The 19,216-nt window shown below is 43.7% G+C and carries 14 protein-coding genes; 3 read left to right on the top strand and 11 right to left on the bottom strand.

Annotation, left to right across the window (positions count from 1 at the left end; genetic code table 11):
• Positions 1–160: 160 nt before the first annotated feature.
• The 3 genes from ACSUPM_RS07465 to ACSUPM_RS07455 all read right to left on the bottom strand — a co-directional run bounded on the left by ACSUPM_RS07465 (position 161) and on the right by ACSUPM_RS07455 (position 3,468).
• Positions 161–1,345 (bottom strand): hypothetical protein, encoded by a 1,185-nt coding sequence (locus ACSUPM_RS07465; RefSeq protein WP_201577838.1) that lies wholly within the window; start codon positions 1,343–1,345, stop codon positions 161–163.
• A gap of 537 nt (positions 1,346–1,882) precedes the next feature.
• The gene (locus tag ACSUPM_RS07460; RefSeq protein WP_025652906.1) at positions 1,883–3,091 is read right to left on the bottom strand and encodes an aromatic amino acid transaminase; all 1,209 of its coding nucleotides are present in this window, start codon (positions 3,089–3,091) and stop codon (positions 1,883–1,885) included.
• Positions 3,092–3,255: 164 nt separating this feature from the next.
• Positions 3,256–3,468, bottom strand: coding sequence for a hypothetical protein (locus ACSUPM_RS07455; RefSeq protein ID WP_101210674.1), 213 nt, complete (start codon positions 3,466–3,468; stop codon positions 3,256–3,258).
• A 63-nt stretch (positions 3,469–3,531) separates the two neighbouring features.
• On the opposite strand from ACSUPM_RS07455, the gene nhaC reads away from it, so the two are divergent.
• Positions 3,532–4,965: a Na+/H+ antiporter NhaC gene (gene nhaC / locus ACSUPM_RS07450; protein ID WP_201567209.1), complete on the top strand. Its 1,434-nt coding sequence runs from the start codon at positions 3,532–3,534 to the stop codon at positions 4,963–4,965.
• Positions 4,966–5,498: 533 nt separating this feature from the next.
• A complete protein-coding gene (gene ppc / locus ACSUPM_RS07445) occupies positions 5,499–8,279 on the top strand; it encodes a phosphoenolpyruvate carboxylase (protein WP_436879812.1) in 2,781 nt (926 codons plus the stop codon).
• 534 nt (positions 8,280–8,813) lie between these two features.
• Here ppc and ACSUPM_RS07440 read toward each other — a convergent pair.
• Positions 8,814–9,353 carry a peroxiredoxin-like family protein gene (locus ACSUPM_RS07440; protein WP_265088238.1) on the bottom strand — a complete coding sequence of 180 codons (540 nt, stop codon included), beginning with the start codon at positions 9,351–9,353 and terminating at the stop codon, positions 8,814–8,816.
• A gap of 195 nt (positions 9,354–9,548) precedes the next feature.
• Between ACSUPM_RS07440 and ACSUPM_RS07435 the strand changes: the two genes are divergently transcribed.
• A complete protein-coding gene (locus tag ACSUPM_RS07435) occupies positions 9,549–10,205 on the top strand; it encodes a TetR/AcrR family transcriptional regulator (protein WP_265088485.1) in 657 nt (218 codons plus the stop codon).
• 205 nt (positions 10,206–10,410) lie between these two features.
• Here ACSUPM_RS07435 and ACSUPM_RS07430 read toward each other — a convergent pair whose 3' ends face one another.
• The 7 genes from ACSUPM_RS07430 to ACSUPM_RS07400 all read right to left on the bottom strand — a co-directional run bounded on the left by ACSUPM_RS07430 (position 10,411) and on the right by ACSUPM_RS07400 (position 19,112).
• Positions 10,411–11,064 (bottom strand): DsbA family oxidoreductase, encoded by a 654-nt coding sequence (locus tag ACSUPM_RS07430; protein ID WP_201567520.1) that lies wholly within the window; start codon positions 11,062–11,064, stop codon positions 10,411–10,413.
• A 48-nt stretch (positions 11,065–11,112) separates the two neighbouring features.
• Positions 11,113–11,931, bottom strand: a complete 819-nt coding sequence (locus ACSUPM_RS07425; RefSeq protein WP_436879811.1) for a sterol desaturase family protein — start codon at positions 11,929–11,931, stop codon at positions 11,113–11,115.
• Complete coding sequence (locus ACSUPM_RS07420; protein ID WP_025652898.1) at positions 11,924–12,592, bottom strand: CDP-alcohol phosphatidyltransferase family protein; 669 nt, start codon at positions 12,590–12,592, stop codon at positions 11,924–11,926. The genes ACSUPM_RS07425 and ACSUPM_RS07420 overlap by 8 nt, the downstream gene beginning before the upstream one ends.
• 206 nt (positions 12,593–12,798) lie before the next feature.
• Complete coding sequence (locus tag ACSUPM_RS07415) at positions 12,799–13,443, bottom strand: ATP-binding cassette domain-containing protein (RefSeq protein ID WP_350587960.1); 645 nt, start codon at positions 13,441–13,443, stop codon at positions 12,799–12,801.
• Between the two features lie 185 nt (positions 13,444–13,628).
• Positions 13,629–15,407, bottom strand: a complete 1,779-nt coding sequence (locus ACSUPM_RS07410; RefSeq protein WP_436879809.1) for an ABC transporter permease — start codon at positions 15,405–15,407, stop codon at positions 13,629–13,631.
• Entirely contained in the window at positions 15,404–16,711 is a 1,308-nt protein-coding gene (locus ACSUPM_RS07405; RefSeq protein ID WP_025652895.1) for an ABC transporter substrate-binding protein, read from the bottom strand. Before ACSUPM_RS07405 ends, ACSUPM_RS07410 begins: the two co-directional genes overlap by 4 nt.
• Positions 16,712–16,925: 214 nt before the next feature.
• Positions 16,926–19,112 carry an FAD-dependent oxidoreductase gene (locus tag ACSUPM_RS07400; RefSeq protein ID WP_025652894.1) on the bottom strand — a complete coding sequence of 729 codons (2,187 nt, stop codon included), beginning with the start codon at positions 19,110–19,112 and terminating at the stop codon, positions 16,926–16,928.
• Positions 19,113–19,216: the final 104 nt, after the last annotated feature.

Raw genomic sequence — 19,216 nt, 5'->3', positions numbered from 1 at the left:
TGTCTTGCTTTTTTGCAACCTGAGAATTCATAAGTTTTTAGAGTGATGATTTGGTAGCCACTATATAATTTTTAACAATGATTTTTTTTCTTTGGCTGAATAGCAAAGCGATAAAAATCCCTCATTTTATGAGGGCTTGTCTATTATCATAAAAGCAATTTTATACTCTGAACATGGCGGCATTTGGGGTCAGTCCGACGTAAGCCATACCGGCTTGATCCATCCAATGTGGCTGAATAATCCCATGCTGTAAAATAGCATGAATGTCTCGATGCGCTCTCTCTATCCTATGTTTTTTATATAGCGAGACCGTACCAGCAACTGCGTAAATCTCCGATATCATGGCTCGGGCTTCTCGTGCTGCCTCACAGGCTGCTGCCCACACATCAGCCAGCTGTATATCGGTAAAGCTGTTTTGTTGCTGCGCTGCATCCCATATTACCTCGACACTATTGTGTAATTGCACGCGCCTAGAGGCCAAAAGTGTTTTGCTCTTAGCGATAGTCGCTTGTACCGCTGCTCGATCACGCAAATCTGGGCTTTTACCGGGCGTTACTTTCTCTAGGCAAATTTGGATTAACTCATCTGTCGCTGCTTTTAAGACGCCCAGTGCCATCGCTGCACAGCCAGCTGCATTAATACAACCAATCGGTAGGCGATTATAGGCGTTGTCGATGGCAACCGGACTATCAAATCCGACCGCATAGTCCGATTTTACAAAAGCGTTTTTAACGACGATATCGTGACTGCCTGTACCGTTTAGGCCGCCAACATGCCAAGTATCAATCACTTCAACATCTTCTTTTGGAATAAAGAACAGTTTTAAATTTGCGCCCGGCCCAAGGGTGGTGGGTGAGCCTTCGGAAATTACCAAGCAACGTAGCACAAACCAGTCGGCCAACTCACACCCTGATACTAATGTCCATTGACCTGAGACCGTATAGCCTTCTGCTGTTTGTTTAGCAACACCTTCAGGGCGAGCTGAGTTGGCATAGACATGAGAGGGGTCACTGTATATTTCCTGCATACTAGGCTCGTCCAAAAATCGTCCAAATGTGCAAGCCAAATGATTGTTCCAAACAATCCATGATACTGAGGCCTCAGCACTGGCCAGCGTCTCATAAGCTTTTAGCGTTTCTACAGGATTGCCTTGCCATCCTCCCAACGACTTTGGCAACCCCATTCTAAATAGTGATAGCGCTGACAGTTTTTTGACCACTATCGGTGCAATTTTTCTACAGGTTTCTGTTTCCTCTCTGGCCGATATGGCTAAATCATAAACATCTTCAGCGGCATCGGATGGTAGAGCGTCTTTATTATTATTTGATGAAGGTGTATCACTCATAATTTTCAACCTTATTTTAATGAATAAAACAGTATGTTGATTTAGAATTAATAAATAAAAATCAATTCTAAATTTGAGATATAACAATGCCTATACCAAGAATAGCCAACAGTTGACCGCTATACAACCAATAATTTGCATATATAAAATATTATAGTCAAATAAATGTTAGAAGCGATCCTGCGATGAAATATTTACAGCACATCGCTCAGTTGTATGTGTCATTGACAGCGCCTTAGCCTGTCATTTTATTTTTTAGTTACTTAGATTAACACATGAAGTGCAATACCAAATGTGAGGTGAAACTGATTTTAAAGTCTTTCTGGATAGAAATACGAATACTAAGAAGCTAGGACGGATGAGCATACTGCAGTGAGCGCTTTAAAATAGTAGTTTTTTAGCATTTAAATGGTCATCGATTGAATTAAAGATGTGCCCCAATGTTATCTAAGTGCAGATGCATTCATAAATGCAAAAAGCCGAGCAATGGCTCAGCTTTTTTAGTAAATAGTTCTATTAAAAATTTGGCTACCAAGCCTAATCGGTTGAGGTTTCTTGTAAGACCTCTACCATGGCATTGGCTACGTAATCAATGTTACTGACGTTTAAGCCTGCCACACACATACGTGAGTTAGAGACTAGGTAAATACCAAATTCGCTTTGTAAGCGCTCGATTTGCTCAACTGTTAAGCCGGTAAAGCTAAACATGCCGTTTTGACGAGTAATGTAATCAAAATTACGCTCAGGTAGTTTGGATTCTAATACCGATTTGAGCTTTAAGCGCATAGCTTTGATACGGTCGCGCATTCCATAAACTTCACCAACCCACTGCTGATATAGTTCCTCATCATTCATGACGATATCAACCACGCGGCCGCCATGGGAGGGTGGACTGGTATAGATACGACGAACAATAAAGTTCAACTGACCAAAGACGCGCTCAGTTTCGTCTACTGTCGGACAAACGACGGAAAGACCGCCAACACGCTCACCATACAGTGATAAGTTTTTGGAGTAGGAGTTACTCACGAACACCGTCAAATTCATCTCAACTGCTTTACGAATAGCATACGCGTCGCTGTCCATATCTTCGCCAAAGCCTTGATAAGCGATGTCCATAAATGGAATTAGCTCACGCTGCTTTATTACCTCTAGCACTTTATCCCATTGCTGCTTTGTCAAATCCATACCGGTTGGGTTATGGCAGCAAGGGTGCAACAACACCACATCGTGTTTATTCAAGGTTTCAAAAAAGCGGATCATCTCATCGAACTTGATGCTACTGCTGGCTTTATCGTAGTAAGGATAACTGCCAACCTCTACGTCACAACCTGCAAAAATAGCAATATGATTGCTCCATGTTGGGTCGCTGACGTAGCACTTCGACTGAGGTAGCCACTGATGTATAAATTCAGCACCAACTTTTAGTGCACCAGAACCCCCGAGAGTCGCTATCGTCGCCACACGGCCCTCAGTCAATACCTGAGCCCCTTTACCAAACAGTAAATTCTGACAAGCGCTACGATGTCCAGCCAGACCTGCCATCGGCAAATAAGGGCGCGGAGAGATTGAATCTGCAATCTGCTGTTCGGCAGTTTTGACGCAGTCTAATACGGGCAATACACCTTCTTCATCGTAATAGATACCGATGCCCAAATTGACTTTATCGGGATTGGGGTCAGCAAAAAACTGGTCCATCAATCCTAAAATAGGGTCACCAGCATAATACTCTACATGTCTAAACATTCTGTGTCCTTACAAAAATATGAGTCTTGCGGACAAAAAGCATAATCCAAATCAATAATTAACTCAACGCAAGATTTATTTTTAGCCCCTTTAGAGACAAGCGCTTGAATTGAGGACGCGCCCTAGAGTTGATAACGATTTAAGCAGCCTGCCAGTGGCTTATGTCAATCACTGTGAAAATTATCGAAATGATCATCAAAATACGACTGTAAAAACTGCTTAAAAGCAATGGTCACTTGTTCAATAAATAGCCCTTGTAAAGTAATAAGTGGAATGTCTACCAAATAAGGTTTGCCTCGCAATGATTTTGTCATGGCCGCGAAGACTGATAGCCTACTGGGTAAATGACGAGGGTAGCAATAATCATTGCAACTCATTAAACTTGTCCAACCCAAAGCCAACCCCAACGCCAGACTTGACTGGCAAGCTAAGGATGTGTGATGCCTCCAAAAATACTTACCCAAATTTCACCGCAATTGGCATTTATGATTTCTGCCGTCGTTATCGCTATTATGGGCGTTACCATGATTGGCTTTGGCTGGGTACCGCATTTATCATTGATACTCGCTATTTGTGTCTTGCTGGGCATTGGTCTGTTCAAAGGCTTGACCTTTGACGATATGCAAGCGCAAATGGCATCAGGTGTCATGCGCGGTATCGGTGCGATATATCTATTCTTCTTTATTGGTTTGATGGTCGCCGCCTTGATGATGTCTGGTGCCATTCCGACGCTGATGTATTTTGGTTTTCAGCTGATATCGCCAGAGTATTATTATATCTCAGCCTTTGTATTAACCTCTATTATTGGTATTGCCTTGGGCAGTAGTTTGACCACGGCCGCCACCCTCGGCGTGGCGTTCATAGGGATGAGCAATGCCTTTGATGCCAATGTGGCGATTGCCGCTGGTGCGGTGGTATCAGGAGCATTTTTTGGTGATAAAATGTCGCCATTATCGGATACTTGTACCATTGCCTCATCGGTTGTCGGCATTGATTTGTTTGAGCATATTCGCAATATGATGTATACCACTGTGCCGGCTTGGATACTGACGGTGATATTGTTTTGGTTCTTCTCTGGGCAAACGGCTGGCTCTGACTTAAGTCAAGTAAGAGTGCTGCAAGGACAGTTAATTGAAAGTGGCTTGGTACATGGTTACGCCGTATTGCCTTTCGTCGTGCTAGTAGGACTGGCGATATTCCGCGTCAATGCCATTTATACCATCATCTGTACCATCGCTGCGGCATTGATTATTACTTACTTACATAGCTCGCCAAGCTTTGGTCAGTTGGGTGGTTATCTGTTTGCAGGCTATGCCCCTGCTGAGTCATTAGAGTTGGGCGAGGTAGGCGGCATGCTATCGCGCGGCGGTGTCCAAAGCATGTTCTTTACCCAAGCGATTGTGATATTAGCGCTCAGTCTTGGTGGCTTGCTGACAGCATTAGGTATCTTGCCAGCATTATTATCAGGTATTAAAGACAATTTAACGACAGCAGGGCGTGCTATTTTTGCTGCTGCCATGTCGGCTTTAAGCATCAACGTACTTATTGGTGAGCAGTACTTGAGTATCTTATTATCAGGAACCGCCTTCCGACCAACGTTCGAGCGTTTAAACCTACACCCAAAAAACCTATCGCGTACCATTGAAGATGCCGGTACGGTGATTAATCCATTGGTACCTTGGAGTGTGTGTGGCGTGTTTATCAGCCAAGCATTGGGCGTTCCCGTACTTGATTATCTGCCTTATGCCTTTTTCTGTTATTTATCGCTACTACTTACAATTCTGTTTGGCTTCACAGGGGTGACTATCAGTCGAATACAGACCCATCAAACTCATAAGAAGACAATCATGTCAGATTCTGCTCCTATGGGTTAAACGCTTGTGCTTATCTCCTATGATTTGATGGTGTTTTTTTGACACTCTGTGCAAATGCTATCTAATTCTAATTATTTTGATTCAAATAAAAGAAACCTCGTAGCGCAACGCTTACGAGGTTTTTTTAAATTCTGAGCAGTTGTATCGTGTTTAAGTGGTTGGTTGAGACTTAATAACAGCGTTATGATTTGCTATTTATATCGAGATAAAAGCGTGGTGTAATTTATGAACATTATGTGGGTTTAACTTTTTTCTATATTTTATACGTTTCTTCCACTAGTTTAGTCTTGCGTACGCAGTGCCTAAAATCTTGTTTATGTTATCGAGGTTTAATGGTTTTGCTAGGGCTAGTGTGGTAAATTGCTAAAGTCGCTGAAATCAAAGCGCATGGTTTGTGGTAGTAAATAACCGTAAGTTAAAAGACCAATATCTTAATTTTTATGATAATAAATAGTTACTTCAGAAGACAATAGAGACATTACCCTCAAAGCAGTGTGACTGCTTTGCCAACTAATTTGATGAGAAGGTCAAGGATGACGATAGATAATAATGTGTTACGGGAACGCACGAGCTTATTAGGCTCTTTCTTAGGGGCTGCGATTTCTCGCCAGTCTGGTGAACAGACGGTACATACCATCGAAAAATTGCGTAAAGGTTTTATCCAACAACGCCGCGAGCCTAACGACGCACAAAAGCAGGAGCTTATTGACTTTATTGCCTCTTTAGACAATCAAGCATTGAAAAATGTCATACGTGGCTTTTCTATCTATTTTTTCTTAGCAAATTTAACGGAAGAAAATTACTTACGTGAGCAGCGTCATAACCTGCGTGCGCAGTCTGAGCAAAGCTGGGAAGGGTCGTTTCGGCGTACGCTGCTTGAATGTCGTGAGCGCAATATTGAACCCGCCCAAATGCAAGAGCTGATTGATCAGCTAAAATTTATCCCTGTCTTTACCGCCCATCCTACTGAAGCGCGTCGCCGTACGACGATGAATCTATTGCAGAGTTTATTCAAGCATAGCGATGCTTTGAATAATCTTCCTGAAAACAGTTTCGCCTATGAGCAAGCGAAAGAACAAACGGCGCAAACCATTGATTTATTATGGTCATCTGATGAAGTACGGACGCGTAAACCTTTAGTCTATGACGAGATCAATAATGGCCTGCATTATTTCAATGCCAGTTTATTCAGCGCCATTCCCAAAGTTTACCGTAATATTAAAGACGCCATTGTTGATATCTATCCTGAGCTAACAGACTATCCCTTACCGGCGTTCATGAGCTTTGGTTCTTGGATCGGTGGTGACAGAGATGGCAATCCCTTTGTCACTCATGACACCACAGAAATGGCCGTATTGATGCATGCCAATACCGTCTTGCGTCACTATCAAGTGTTGATCAAAAAATTGCGTCGTGAACTGATTCACAGCGATACAATTGTCGCTATCGAACCTGACGTGTATACAAAAATTGAAAGTTATCGTGAGCTCGACAGACGAGTCTTTGATTACAATACTGACGATTACAACAATGAGCCGTACCGAAGACTGTTATCGATTATTCTTGCCAAAATAAAATCGACTAATAGCCATATTCAAAGCAAAGGTAGTGATAGCGAGGCTGAAAAAGATGCCTACGCCGACCCACAAGAGCTGTTAGAAGACCTGCGTATTATTCGTCAGAGCGTGAATGGCCATGATACTGCTCATAGCGATGGCTTATTGCTTGACGTTATTCGTCTGGTGAAAACCTGTGGCTTTCATTTAGCCGCGCTGGATATCCGTCAAGAGTCGTCTTATCATAGTGAGGTGATTGACGATATTTTTGCCAGTGCCTCTAATCTGCCAGATTATCAAACTTTGAGTGAAAGCGAGCGCCAAGAGTGGCTGACTCGTTTGCTTGCAAAGCCTGGTACACCGCTCATTTATACTGATAACTTGACTGATAAAACACGTGAACAATTGGCATTGATGAACTCAGTGGCGACATTACGTAAGCTGGTCGGGCAAGAGACTTTTGGCAGTTATGTTATTTCGATGACTAATAATGCCAGTCAATTATTAGAAGTTTTATTATTGATGCGGTTTGCTGGCCTGTGCAGGGTTGATGAGGCAGGACAGTTATCTGCTGATTTGCCCGTTGCACCCTTGTTTGAGACCATTGAAGATCTTAAAAATATTGACAAGATTCTACCTGCCGTGTTGGATAATCCACTGTATCGAGGACTGCTTCAGCACTCAGATAACACCCAAGAAATCATGCTTGGCTATTCAGATTCATCAAAAGATGGCGGTATCATTACCTCTGCATGGCAGCTGTATAGCGCGCAGCAAACTATCAATCGTATCGCTGAAGAATACGGCATCAAAACGCGCTTGTTCCATGGTCGTGGTGGCTCAGTGAGTCGTGGTGGCGGATCAACGCATAACGCGATTGCCGCACAACCAGCGGGTACATTGCATGGAGAAATTAAAGTCACTGAGCAAGGCGAAGTACTCTATGCCAAATATGCCAACACCGACACCGCTGTATTTGAGCTGACCATGGGCATCACTGGTACATTGAAAGCCTGCTCTACCAGATTCGTTGTGCAACCGCCTGAACTACCAAATTATGAAGCACTCTTTGCGCGTTTGGCAGACGCGGGTGAACAGCATTATCGTCAACTGACTGATAATACTGAAGGGTTTTATCAGTTCTACTCACAGGTGACCCCTGTGCAAGAAATCTCTTTATTAAATATTGGCTCACGTCCCGCGCATCGCAAAAAAGGCTTGCCGAGCAAAACGACTTTACGGGCAATTCCTTGGGTATTTGGCTGGTCATTAGCGCGTTTCACCTTACCTGCTTGGTATGGCGTCGGCAGTGCGTTACAGAGCGTTAAAGAGGAAGAAGAGTTAATGAGAGAGATGAATAAGCATTGGCCATTTTTTAGCGTATTTATCAGCAATATCGAAATGGCTTTTACCAAATCTGAGATGAATATCGCTCAGGCTTATAGCCAGTTATGTGACGATGAGGCGTTACGTGAAAAAATTATGCAGGCGGTCATCGATGAGCACCAGCTTACCTCTTCTGGTTTAAATTCCCTGCTTAACCAGACATCGTTATTAGCGCACCAGCAGAATCTTGCCGCCTCACTACAGTGGCGAAACGCTTATTTAGATCCGATTAATTATATACAAATCGAGTTGTTAAAACGTGCCAGACAAAAAGACGTTACAGGCGTCATCAATCATGATGAGCTTGATGTTGAGGATCCATTAATCCGTAGTATTAACGCTTTGGCAGCAGGTTTGCGCAATACAGGTTAATTATTAGAGCGGCATATTCTTCGGTTAAGATTAAATATATAGTCAAAATATCCTAAAAACATTAGGGCGTGTCCTCATTTTAAAAATGGTGATAAAAATGAGGTAAATTGCAGTCAAACAAGGAAAATAGTGCAGACAATATCGAGATATTACCTAGCTATTTGACGATGTTTGGCAAGATTTAACCATTTTTAGCCCATTTAGATTACTATCGGTTGAATTGAGGACACGCCCTAGGGTATTGCTGATATTAATTTTTTGTCGCCTCTGTCTGCGCAGGCACAGCAAGCAAGAAAAATTGATATCAGCAGGGCGTCGTGTATCGATATTACTTTTCACTGACTATAGTTTCGTTGATTAAATATAATCAACCAGTACTGGATTAATAAAAAAATCTTCAAGCTATAGTATATAGAGCTTGAAGTTTTTTATTTTAAGGAGATGCTTTCACTGTTGTACTGAAATAGACAGACAGTCTATTATAAAAACGTGACAGCATTCATCTCGTTTGAAGTATCATATAACCCTCTGCAATCAAACATGGGTACCACGAATAGGGTAGTCGTTTTTTCGAACAAAAGACAATCCGTTGGCAAGGGCTTCAAGCTCAGGTCTGGCAAATGGGGCATTAGAGATGTCAATGATTTGAATCTCTTCTTTAGCATTAATAACGAAGACACCAGGCTCTGCAAAAGGATGATCGGTTTCTTTTTCAGAACGTGGGTCGGAGATATAAAGCCCCAAGGTATTCATCTGCTCAACAGTCAAGCTATAAGCTATTGGAAAGCTGATATCCAGCTCTTCTAAATGCGCCTCTAGCTGCTGTTTACTATCACCTGATACAGCAATGATGTCGACGCCAGCATCAGCGAATGATGATTTTACCGTTTCTAATTGATTGAGATATTTAGTACAGATCGGGCAATGTTTACCGCGATAAACCACCACTAACTTCCAATCGTGACCATTTTCAGGCTTGCCTAAGGTTTTCATTTCACCATCTAACATTGGTACTTGTATGTCAGGGAATTGACTACCGGCGCGGAGTTTTTGAGTATCTTTTGCTTGCATCATATTATCCTTTGAGGTGTTGTATTAATGTGAGTGATGAGGGTTAAAAAACTTATTTAATTATTGGGTAATGAGTGTTTGTGAATAAGTTAGCGTAAACCTTGCTAAGCATTCCATTAAAGGCTGGTTACGCCTACTTTAACTGGACTTGAGCAATCATTCAAGATAAAATTGGCTAATTACTCAAACGATACAGCCATGCTGACTTCATATAGAGGTCATGGCTTTGAGAAGTTGGAAGATATTATGTCACGTACCACACTATACAATCGTCACGAAGCCTTGGAGCGTGCTATACAGCTGTTCTGGCAAAAGGGCTTTCATGCCACTTCCTTAAAAGATATCGAACAAGCTCTCGATATGCGGCCGGGAAGTATCTATGCGGCGTTTGGTAATAAGGATGGGCTGTTTCAAGAAGCACTCGATCATTATGCTAACGCTTCGCTGACTGAGCTTGAACGCATACTCGCCAGCCACGAGTCCCCTTTATTAGGATTGGCGGCTTATATGCGTCAGCTTGGCGGTATCTGTGATCAAAAGATACCGAGTCGAGCTTGTATGTTGGTCAAAAGCTTACTCGAGCTTGGTGCTCGTGAGCAATCAGCATTAGATAAAGTAGAAAAATTACTGGCTGGCATGGAAACACGTTTTACAAAGTGTTTCGTTGAGGCGCAGCGCCTAGGCGAGCTTGATAGTGATCTTGATGCGACTAGGCTGGGGCGACGCTTGCAGGCTGAAGTGATGGGCTTGCGTGCCTTTGCTCAGCGTGATGTTGATAGTGCAGCGGTGCAAGCATTGGCTGAAGATATGGCATTGTCTATAGAAAACATGCGTAATGGCGCGTTTGTTAATTAGACTGCTAACTGGTTTAGGCAAGAGTGATCTTTAGGATAATTAAAAGCTAAGCTGAGAACCAAGCAATATGCAATAAGGTCAATTATCGGTATGAATAAATGAGAAAAGGGCGGCTCAAATATTAAATTTTGAGTTGCCCTTTTTTATATCTGGATTTTAATAACTGATTTTGCCAAATCAATTTTGAAATAATCAAAAATGCGTCTTACTCTGGTAGTTCTGCTAAATGCTGCAAGATACTTTTGAAGTTCTCTACCCCTTGTGCACCGCTAACCAAGTGTTTTTGATTAAAGATAAAGGAGGGCACACTTTGGATACCTTGCTGCCGCCAGTGCTGCTGCGCTTGACGTACTATTTCGGCAAAGCGTTGATCCTCTAATACCGCGAGTGCTTCACTACGATCTAAGCCAATCTGTGCTGCAATATCTGCCAATATATCTCTTTTAGAGAGGTTTTTAGCATGGGTAAAGTGAGCCATGAATAACGCTTGCTTCAACTCATGCATGTGCCCTTGCTGATCTGCCCAGTGCAGCAGTTGATGCATATCAAAGGTATTATAGGTGCGAGTTTCTTCGGTAAAGTTAAACTCAAATCCCACTTCCGCGCCAGCCTCAGTGATTCGGGCACGACTGGCATCAGACTCCTCTCTACTAGAACCATACTTTTTGGCGATATGCTCACGCCAATTTCTCCCTTCACTTGGCGTATCAGGGTTCAATTCGAACGGATGCCAATGAATCTCATGTTCAGTGTCCGTTTGCTTTAGTGCTTCAGCCAACTGTCCATAACCAACGGCGCACCAAGGACAAACCACGTCCGATATGATATCTATTCTAAGTGGAGTTTTTGAATTGGTCATAACGTATTCCTTCCTCATTATTGTGCAGGCTCTTTTATTCAACTGATACTAATCTTTGAATGACTTATTTATAAAGGCTTTATTTTTAAACGGCATCACGAGCAACCCCCATAGCGAGGCGTTCTGTTTGGGTGACGGATATTCTTTTAGCCCGATATCTAGCTTTTCGTCAGGCTTCTGCGCAGCGTCTTTATAACTACCAAAAATCCAATCCCACCAGATAACGCTAAAGCCATAGTTTGAGTTGGTCTCACTGACGCGTTGGCTGTGGTGAATACGGTGCAGAATCTGTGTCATCAATATTAAGCGCAGTGGCTTTTCAAGGGCGGGTGGCAGACGAATATTAGCATGGTTAAACATCGCTAAGCCATTTAGAGCAATCTCAAAAATCAGTACTGCGATGGCAGGGATGCCCAATAAGCTGACGGCAACGAGCTTCACTAGAATGCTTAAAACGATTTCAATCGGATGAAACCTCAGACCTGTACTGGCATCAACATGCGCATCAGCGTGATGGACTTTATGCAAACGCCATAGAATAGGCACGCGATGGAATAATCGATGTTGCCAGTAAATAATGATGTCGAGCAATATTAAGCTTAATATGATGACAACAATGTTTGGTAAATTGACAGTATTGAATAGACCAATCCCATGCTGCTGATTATAAAGCGCCACAGCGGTTAGACCGACAGGCACGGCTAGACGAGCAATAACGGATGACGCAAACACCAAGCCAAAGTTAGCGAACCAGCGTTTGCTGCTTTTGATCGGCGCGGTGCGTGCAGGCATGCGCCATTCAATCAGCATCATGATGACTAAGATGCTAAAAAAGAACCCAAGCCGCCACCATACTTCGTTAGTCATTACTTACCTCTTGAGAGTTTAAACCAGCTGAGCTACTAACATTCGCCTCTAGCTGTTTAAGGGTATGATAGCCACCATGGATACGGGTAAAAATCGTAATCGCGCATGCCGTGGCAAAAATGCTAGCGAGTAGTACAAAGTGCTGTGGCCAAATGCAAAAGGCCACGAACAGCGCAATAGTCTCAGTACCTTCAGTCAAACCGTTTAAATAATAAAAACTTTTATATTTGAACTGTGGTTTATCCAGTTTAAACTTTTCCGCGGCGATGGCAAACGCCAAAAAGCTAGAGCCTGTGCCGATAAAGGTAGCAAGTAATAAAGCGCCAACAATAGCGTTCTGTTCAGGATTTGCCAAGATAAAACCCAGCGGCACTGCTGCATAAAAGATAAAATCAAGCGTAATATCTAAGTAGCCGCCTGCGCTTGAGCTTTGCTGTGCATAGCGGGCAAGCGCGCCATCAAGACCATCCAAAATGCGATTTAATACAATCACCGCAAGCGCGCCATACCACAATTCAAACGCCAGTAATGGTAAGGCTAACATGCCGATTAAAAAGCCCGCCACCGTGAGCTGATCAGCTGTAATACCACGCTTGTGCAATACAACGACCACAGGGGCTAGTATCGGCTTAATCATGGGCGTGAGAAATTTGTCTAGCATGCGCTTGCCTTTTATATGGTAAGTTCTAAATAAAATCGATACGCTAATATCTGCATGCTACCGGAATGAATTTTGCGCAGCCTCTGTCAGCGTAGACACAGCAAGCCAGTAAAAATTATTCCAGTAGCACCGTACCGGTTTTAAAGTGAATCAGCTATACTTTGTTTTGATTTTTAAGTTTTAAATCTAAAAGCATAGGCCTAAAACTATAGCTCTAAATGAATAACTTTACCCTTTGCGGCCTCAGCATCGCTATGATCGTGCGTGACCATGATGGCGGGGAGTTTATGAGTACGAATTTGCTCAAATATCAATTGGCGCGTATCTACTCGCAGCTGGGTATCGAGCTTGCTAAAAGGCTCATCGAGTAGTATCGCTTTTGGCTCGCTGAGCAAGGTGCGCAGTAGTGCCACTCGTGCTTGTTGTCCGCCCGATAGGTTGTCAGGATGGCGATTTCCCATGCCTGCTAATCCAACCTGTGCAAGCGCTTGTTCTATTTTTTCATGGCGCTGTTTTCTATCGCCCATTTTATTATTTTTAGGCATCGCAAAAGCAATATTACCCGCTACCGATAAATGCGAAAACAGTAGGGCGTCTTGATACAGTACCCCAATATGGCGCAGGTGCGTCGGCAGGTGGCTTACATTTTTATCATTTAGCCAGACCTCACCAGTAGCGGTAAAACCATTTGGTAAGGTACCTGTCAGCCAATTCAATAAGCTCGATTTACCACTGCCAGATGGGCCCATGACAGTCAATATTTCACCACCAGCAATCTGCTCGTCTAGGCTTAGTAATAGCTTGCCTTGTCGATATAACTGTAAGTTTTTTATCTGTAAAGATGATTGCATCAAGGACCCTTTTTTGTGTTTTTAACGACTGATATTTTCACAGCTACCTGACTCTTAACTTAGTATGGACGAACGTAGGCTGTGGCTTTAGCCCAGCATTTTGCTTTTGCAAAGATTTAAGCTGGGCTAAAGCCACAGCCTACGCCAACTGTTTCTTTAAAGTGGAGCGCTTATAGATGTTATTTCTAACGAGTGCCACTTTTAAAGAAATACTTCGGCAATACCCACGCCAATATAAAGCCAATTAACGGCAGTGCCATTTGGATGATGGCGTACACCGCACTGGTGCGCCTACTGGCACCATTTGCGAGAGTCACCGCTTCTGTGGTGATGGTGGCGATTCGTCCGCCGCCTGCTAATAATGTCGGCAAGTATTGACCAAAGCTAATCGCCAAACCAAGGGCGATAGCAATTAACAGCGGCGCAAATAATTGTGGCAATTTCACCTGCAAAAATACTTTTGCTGGGGTCGCACCAAGGCTTGCGGCTACATGAGCAAAACGAGGGTCTAGACGCCTGTAGCTACTGGCAAGCGATAAAAACACATAAGGCAGTACAAAAAGCAGATGGGTAAACGCCACATTAAAAAACGCCGTTTGGTTATTTACCAACTGCTGTAGCCATACCAAACCAAATAGAAAGGCAATGCTGGGCACTAACAGTGGTAAATAGATAATGAAACTGGTAAATGTTGAAAGTGGTTTTTTACTTAATTGTTCAGCTTCTAGACATAATAAAGTCAGCACAATGGCAAATACGGTGCTCACGATACCGATTGTGATGGTATTAAATAATGGCGTACCCATTTGCGTAAAGGCACTTTGAAAATGTAATAACACCAATTGCTCTGGCAATACGGCGGGAAAGCGCCAAAAACCAGCTACTGACCACATGACCAGACCAACGAGCGCCAGCAAGATAAAGCCAATCACCACAGTGGTCAACGCGGCGGTGATTTTTTGCCATAATGCATCGGCATAGTGGCGCTTGCCATTTATCAACGTGCTGTTAAAACAAGTTTTTATCGCTCTCTCGCTACCAAGCCACAAGGCGATTAAACCACCCGTCAACGCCAGCTGTAATAACGCGCCCGCCGAGGCCTTTATACGTAAGTTTAAATCCACATCGTTAAACCATTGCATGATAGTAACCGCCAGTGTTGGCGGTGTGTTTGGACCCAATATCAATGGCATCTCTACGCTGGCACTGGCATAGGCCAGCACGGCTAAGATAGGCAAACGTAAAAAAGGATAGAGGACAGGGAGTACGGCTTTAAAAAAGGCAGTGATGGGATAATAACCGAGATTTAGCGCAACTTTATATTGCTGACGTAGCTTTTTACCAAGCTCTGGTTGCGCCAAAGCGCCTAGTGCCATGAGTAATAAAAACGGCAGCTCTTTTAACGTCAAACCTAAAATAATACTGATGCCGTACGGGTCATGTGGAAACATACCGCCTGGCGCCAACTCCCAGCCACTTAGCCACGGTGAAATAAGGCGCGAAAACATACCAGAAGGCGCAATCAAAAAGCCAACCGCGATGGCTGCCGCTGCATGAGGAATGACCAAGATTGGACTCAGCAAACGCTCAATACGGGTCAGCCAAATACTATTAAAAAATGCCGCCAATATCATTAAGGCCATGACAAAAGCGAATAGCGTGCTGATTAATCCAGTAGCGATGCTCAACGCTACCATTTGGATAAGACCAGGCGTCTGCCAAAGATCGTTAAAGCCTTGTAGACCAAAAGTCGTTTGCTCAAGTGCAGGCACCCAGCTAAAGGCAGGTAACAGCACGCTGAGTAAACCACCGAGTACCGGTAATATCAGTAGCAGCAGTAAAAATGTCGGACTCAAGGAGACGGTACGCGTAAATAGATCTGTTTTATAAGGCGCGGTTATGCGAGTGCTTGTTGCGGAATTGACGTTTTTCTTCTCCCTTTTATTGTTAGAATCTTTACTCATGGGCTGACTCCATAACGTGTCTGCCAGCCTTGCATAATGGCATCAACCCAGCTCGGATGTGGTTCATTCACGGTACGTTTTATAGCGTCAACAGGTAGGGCGCTCGGATGCGGTTTGTTAGTCTTGAATAGCGCTTGTTGCTCAGGGTCGAGCGTCGATTGGATGAGTACGGTTTTATCACCCCACACAGCAGGCGTTTGCTTTCTAGCCTGTGCTTCTGGGCTTAGCAAGAAGTTTGCCACTAGCTGCGCGGCTTGTGGGTGGCTGGCGTTATAAGGAATCGCCACAAAATGGGTGTTACTTAAGCTGCCATCGCTCATGGCATAGCTACGAATGCTCTGGGGTAAATCATAACGCTGCACGGCCGCAGGAATTTCAGGCGCGGAAAAGCTAAAGGCTAAGCTAAGTTCAGTATCATCGACCAGACGTCGCATGTGCGCGCCCGTTTGCACAAATTGCTCACCCTTGCGCCATAAGGTGGGATGCAAATCATTTAAAAACGCCCATAAAGGGGCTAATATCATATCTGTATTCTGCTCAGTGGCTGGCAGGTTGAGCTGTGCTTTGATATTTTTGCCTGTATTCGCATCTTGCTGCTCGTGCAGCATGACTAAAGCGTATTTTAAAAAGCTCATGCCTAAAAAGTCAGGTGGCTTTGGATAGCTAAAACGCCCGGGGTTTTGCGCCGTCCAATTGACCAGCTCATTCAGAGTCGTTGGTGGCTTATTCGTTGATAAACTGTCGTAATAAAAGGTCAGCGAGGCTTGACCCCATGGTGCTTCCATACCATTGGTTGGCACACCAAAATCAAAGTTAACGGCAGGATTATTCTCTGGATCGGTCAAAGCAAAGTTAGGCAGCTTGTTCGCCCATTGTTTGAGTAATAACGAATTCTCACTCATGGTGGCAAAGTTTGCGCCATTTATCCAGATGAGATCAACGCTGCCTTTATCATTGTTGTTGGCAGACTTTTCCGCGAGTACGCGACTAACGGCTTCACTGGTGTCGCTCAATTTGACATGAACCAAATTAATATTATATTTGTCATCCACTTCTTCAGCGGCCCACTGTAGATAGGCATTTATTTGCGGGTCACCGCCCCATGCATAGAAGTAAACGTCTTGGTTTTTACCTTGGGCTTCTATCTGCTGCCAAGATGATAAAGTTTGATTAAGGTCATCGGTAGTGGGTGAGGCAGTGCTTGCTGATATGCCAATGCAAACGCTAAGCACCATAGCATAGGTGCTATAGCGGCTTAGATGTTTTAGCGTTGGCAAAGCTAGTAAAGATTTAATAACGTACATTTATGTTCTCGTTATAACCCGTGTTAAACGTCATTCAGTCATATATTCTGAAGAGTGCTGTTGGGATAAATTTTTTGAAGCCTCTGGAGTGACGAAGTCACACAGCAAGCGAAGAAAATTTGTACCAACAGCACTTATTTCTAAAGCAAATCGATCGTCTAAAAGTTGATAAACTAATGAGTGCCAACAGCATTGAGTTTCACTGGAAAGCTAATCACCCTCGACGCCATGTATGATATTTCTCAAGCCAGTTTAATACCGTTTCAGGCGCATGATTGCGTTTCCATTCACCAGCCGCGTATTTATTACCCTCCGCCCATGTCGGGTACATATGAATGGTGCCGAGTATTTTATTCAGCCCTAAGCCATGCTTCATCGCTAATATAAATTCCGGCATGATGTCTCCAGCATGCTCAGCGACGATGGTCACGCCGAGTATTTTATCTTTGCCTTTCGGCGTAATGACTTTGATAAAGCCATCGTTGGCGCTTTCCGTCACCGCACGATCTAAATCTTTAAAGTCATAGCGAGTAATTTCAAAGTCGATGCCTTTTTCAATAGCCTCTTGCTCATTTAAGCCAACGCGTGCGACTTCTGGATCAATAAAAGTCGTCCACGGAATCACGCGGTAATCTACTTTAAACTTCTTTAGATGCCCAAACAAACCATTTACGGCGGCGTACCATGCCTGATGGGAGGCCACGTGAGTAAACTGATAAGGGCCAACGACATCACCAGCAGCGTAAATATTGGGGTAGAGGGTTTCTAAATAGTCATCGGTCTCGATGGTACGTTCAGTTTCAATCCCTAAGGTTTCTAGGCCATAGCCTTCTAAGCGCGCACTACGTCCAACGGCACAAAGCAATTCGTCATATTCAATAGCGATCTCTTGCTTATCTGTACCGCTTTTTTTAACTGTACTGTCGTCTTGCGCTTCAACGATAATAAATTTTTTACCATCGCGAGCTTCACAGCGAATCGCTTGATGCGAGGTTAAGACATTCACGCCACTCTCGACGAGTACTTTGTGTGCAAATTCAGAGACTTCCACGTCTTCTTTTTTCATGAGACGCGCGCCTCTTTCGATTTGGGTAACATTGGAGCCTAAGCGTGCAAAAGCTTGTGCTAGCTCAGAACCGATTGGCCCGCCGCCAAGTACCACTAGCTTTTTCGGTGCTTCTTCTAACTCGGTAAACTTGTTCCAAATAGTATCGCTGGTCACATAGCCGGTTTCTTCCAAACCCGGCAAATCTGGGATAAATGGACGCGCGCCAGTAGCGATAACAATGGAACGTGCGGTGAGTTTTTGCGTGCCGCCATCGTTTAGCGCAATCTCTACCGTCCACGGATCGATGAATTTGGCATAACCTTTTAGCACTTCGACACCCAATTCCGTATAACGCTCGACGCTATCGTTTGGCGCGATATCAGCGATGACTTTATGGATACGGCTCATGACGTTTTTGAATGAGAACTTTGGTGGTGTATTTTCTAAGCCGTAACGCTCAGCATTGCGCATCTGTTCTGCGACTTTTGCGCTTTTAATCAAAGCTTTACTCGGTACACAGCCATAATTTAAGCAGTCGCCACCCATTTCACCCGCTTCGATTAAAGTCACTTTTGCTCGGACGGTGGCTGCAATATAGCTGGTGACTAGCCCGCCAGCACCAGCGCCAATCACAATCATATTACGGTCGAATTGTTTAGGTTTGTTGTAGTTTTTATAGACGCGGCGTTTTTTTAGCATATTTAATATCCCTTTTGCTATTAATGGGAAGAAACCTAACAACGCAAATGAGACAATTAAATTAAACGATAAAATACCTGAAAGGCTATCGATTTTCCCCAACTGTGTACCTGCATTGACGTAAACCAAGGTGCCGGCGAGCATACCAACTTGGCTGACCCAGTAGAATGTCCTTGCTTTAATCGCGGTGACGCCCATCAAGAGATTGATTAAAAAGAAGGGAAATATCGGCACTAAGCGCAGGGTAAATAAGTAAAACCCGCCTTCTTTTTCAACGCCAGCATCAATGGCTGCTAAGCGTTCAGGAAAGCGCTGTTTGATAGAATCACGCAGTAAATAACGTGAGGTTAAAAAGGCCAGTGTCGCACCAATACTAGAGGCAAATGAGGCAACCAGTAAGCCTTGCCATAAGCCAAACAACGCTCCAGCTGCCAAAGTTAGGATAGCGGCACCCGGTAAGGATAGGGCTGTGACTAATATATAGATTAAAAAGAAGCCACCAATGACCAGCCACGGCGCTTGCGCTTTATATTGGTCGAACTGATCCATCGACCCTTTTAAGCCGTCAAGCGTCAATAGTTCGTTGAGGTCAAAGTAAAAAAAGCCAATGACTAACATCAATACGGCTAATATTAAAACTATCTTTTTAATCATGGATTATCCAGCTATATAGTCATGCAAAATAGTCATGCAAAGGGGCGGATGTGGATGACAGCATTTAAAAAAGTCTTACTTCTAGACGCATCGTTATGTCATCA

It is taken from the genome of Psychrobacter okhotskensis, from assembly GCF_965638355.1.
GTDB classification, from domain to species: domain Bacteria; phylum Pseudomonadota; class Gammaproteobacteria; order Pseudomonadales; family Moraxellaceae; genus Psychrobacter; species Psychrobacter okhotskensis.
The sequence above is the reverse complement of the archived record's forward strand: the minus strand, read 5'-3'. Positions and strand labels throughout refer to the sequence as shown.

Bases quoted from the DNA above. Each gene is read 5' to 3' on its own strand.
- ACSUPM_RS07465 (WP_201577838.1), bottom strand. From the start codon at position 1,345: ATGAGTGATACACCTTCATCAAATAATAATAAAGACGCTCTACCATCC.
- ACSUPM_RS07460 (WP_025652906.1), bottom strand. From the start codon at position 3,091: ATGTTTAGACATGTAGAGTATTATGCTGGTGACCCTATTTTAGGATTG.
- ACSUPM_RS07455 (WP_101210674.1), bottom strand. From the start codon at position 3,468: ATGAGTTGCAATGATTATTGCTACCCTCGTCATTTACCCAGTAGGCTA.
- nhaC (WP_201567209.1), top strand. From the start codon at position 3,532: ATGCCTCCAAAAATACTTACCCAAATTTCACCGCAATTGGCATTTATG.
- ppc (WP_436879812.1), top strand. From the start codon at position 5,499: ATGACGATAGATAATAATGTGTTACGGGAACGCACGAGCTTATTAGGC.
- ACSUPM_RS07440 (WP_265088238.1), bottom strand. From the start codon at position 9,353: ATGATGCAAGCAAAAGATACTCAAAAACTCCGCGCCGGTAGTCAATTC.
- ACSUPM_RS07435 (WP_265088485.1), top strand. From the start codon at position 9,549: ATGCTGACTTCATATAGAGGTCATGGCTTTGAGAAGTTGGAAGATATT.
- ACSUPM_RS07430 (WP_201567520.1), bottom strand. From the start codon at position 11,064: ATGACCAATTCAAAAACTCCACTTAGAATAGATATCATATCGGACGTG.
- ACSUPM_RS07425 (WP_436879811.1), bottom strand. From the start codon at position 11,931: ATGACTAACGAAGTATGGTGGCGGCTTGGGTTCTTTTTTAGCATCTTA.
- ACSUPM_RS07420 (WP_025652898.1), bottom strand. From the start codon at position 12,592: ATGCTAGACAAATTTCTCACGCCCATGATTAAGCCGATACTAGCCCCT.
- ACSUPM_RS07415 (WP_350587960.1), bottom strand. From the start codon at position 13,443: ATGCAATCATCTTTACAGATAAAAAACTTACAGTTATATCGACAAGGC.
- ACSUPM_RS07410 (WP_436879809.1), bottom strand. From the start codon at position 15,407: ATGAGTAAAGATTCTAACAATAAAAGGGAGAAGAAAAACGTCAATTCC.
- ACSUPM_RS07405 (WP_025652895.1), bottom strand. From the start codon at position 16,711: ATGTACGTTATTAAATCTTTACTAGCTTTGCCAACGCTAAAACATCTA.
- ACSUPM_RS07400 (WP_025652894.1), bottom strand. From the start codon at position 19,112: ATGATTAAAAAGATAGTTTTAATATTAGCCGTATTGATGTTAGTCATT.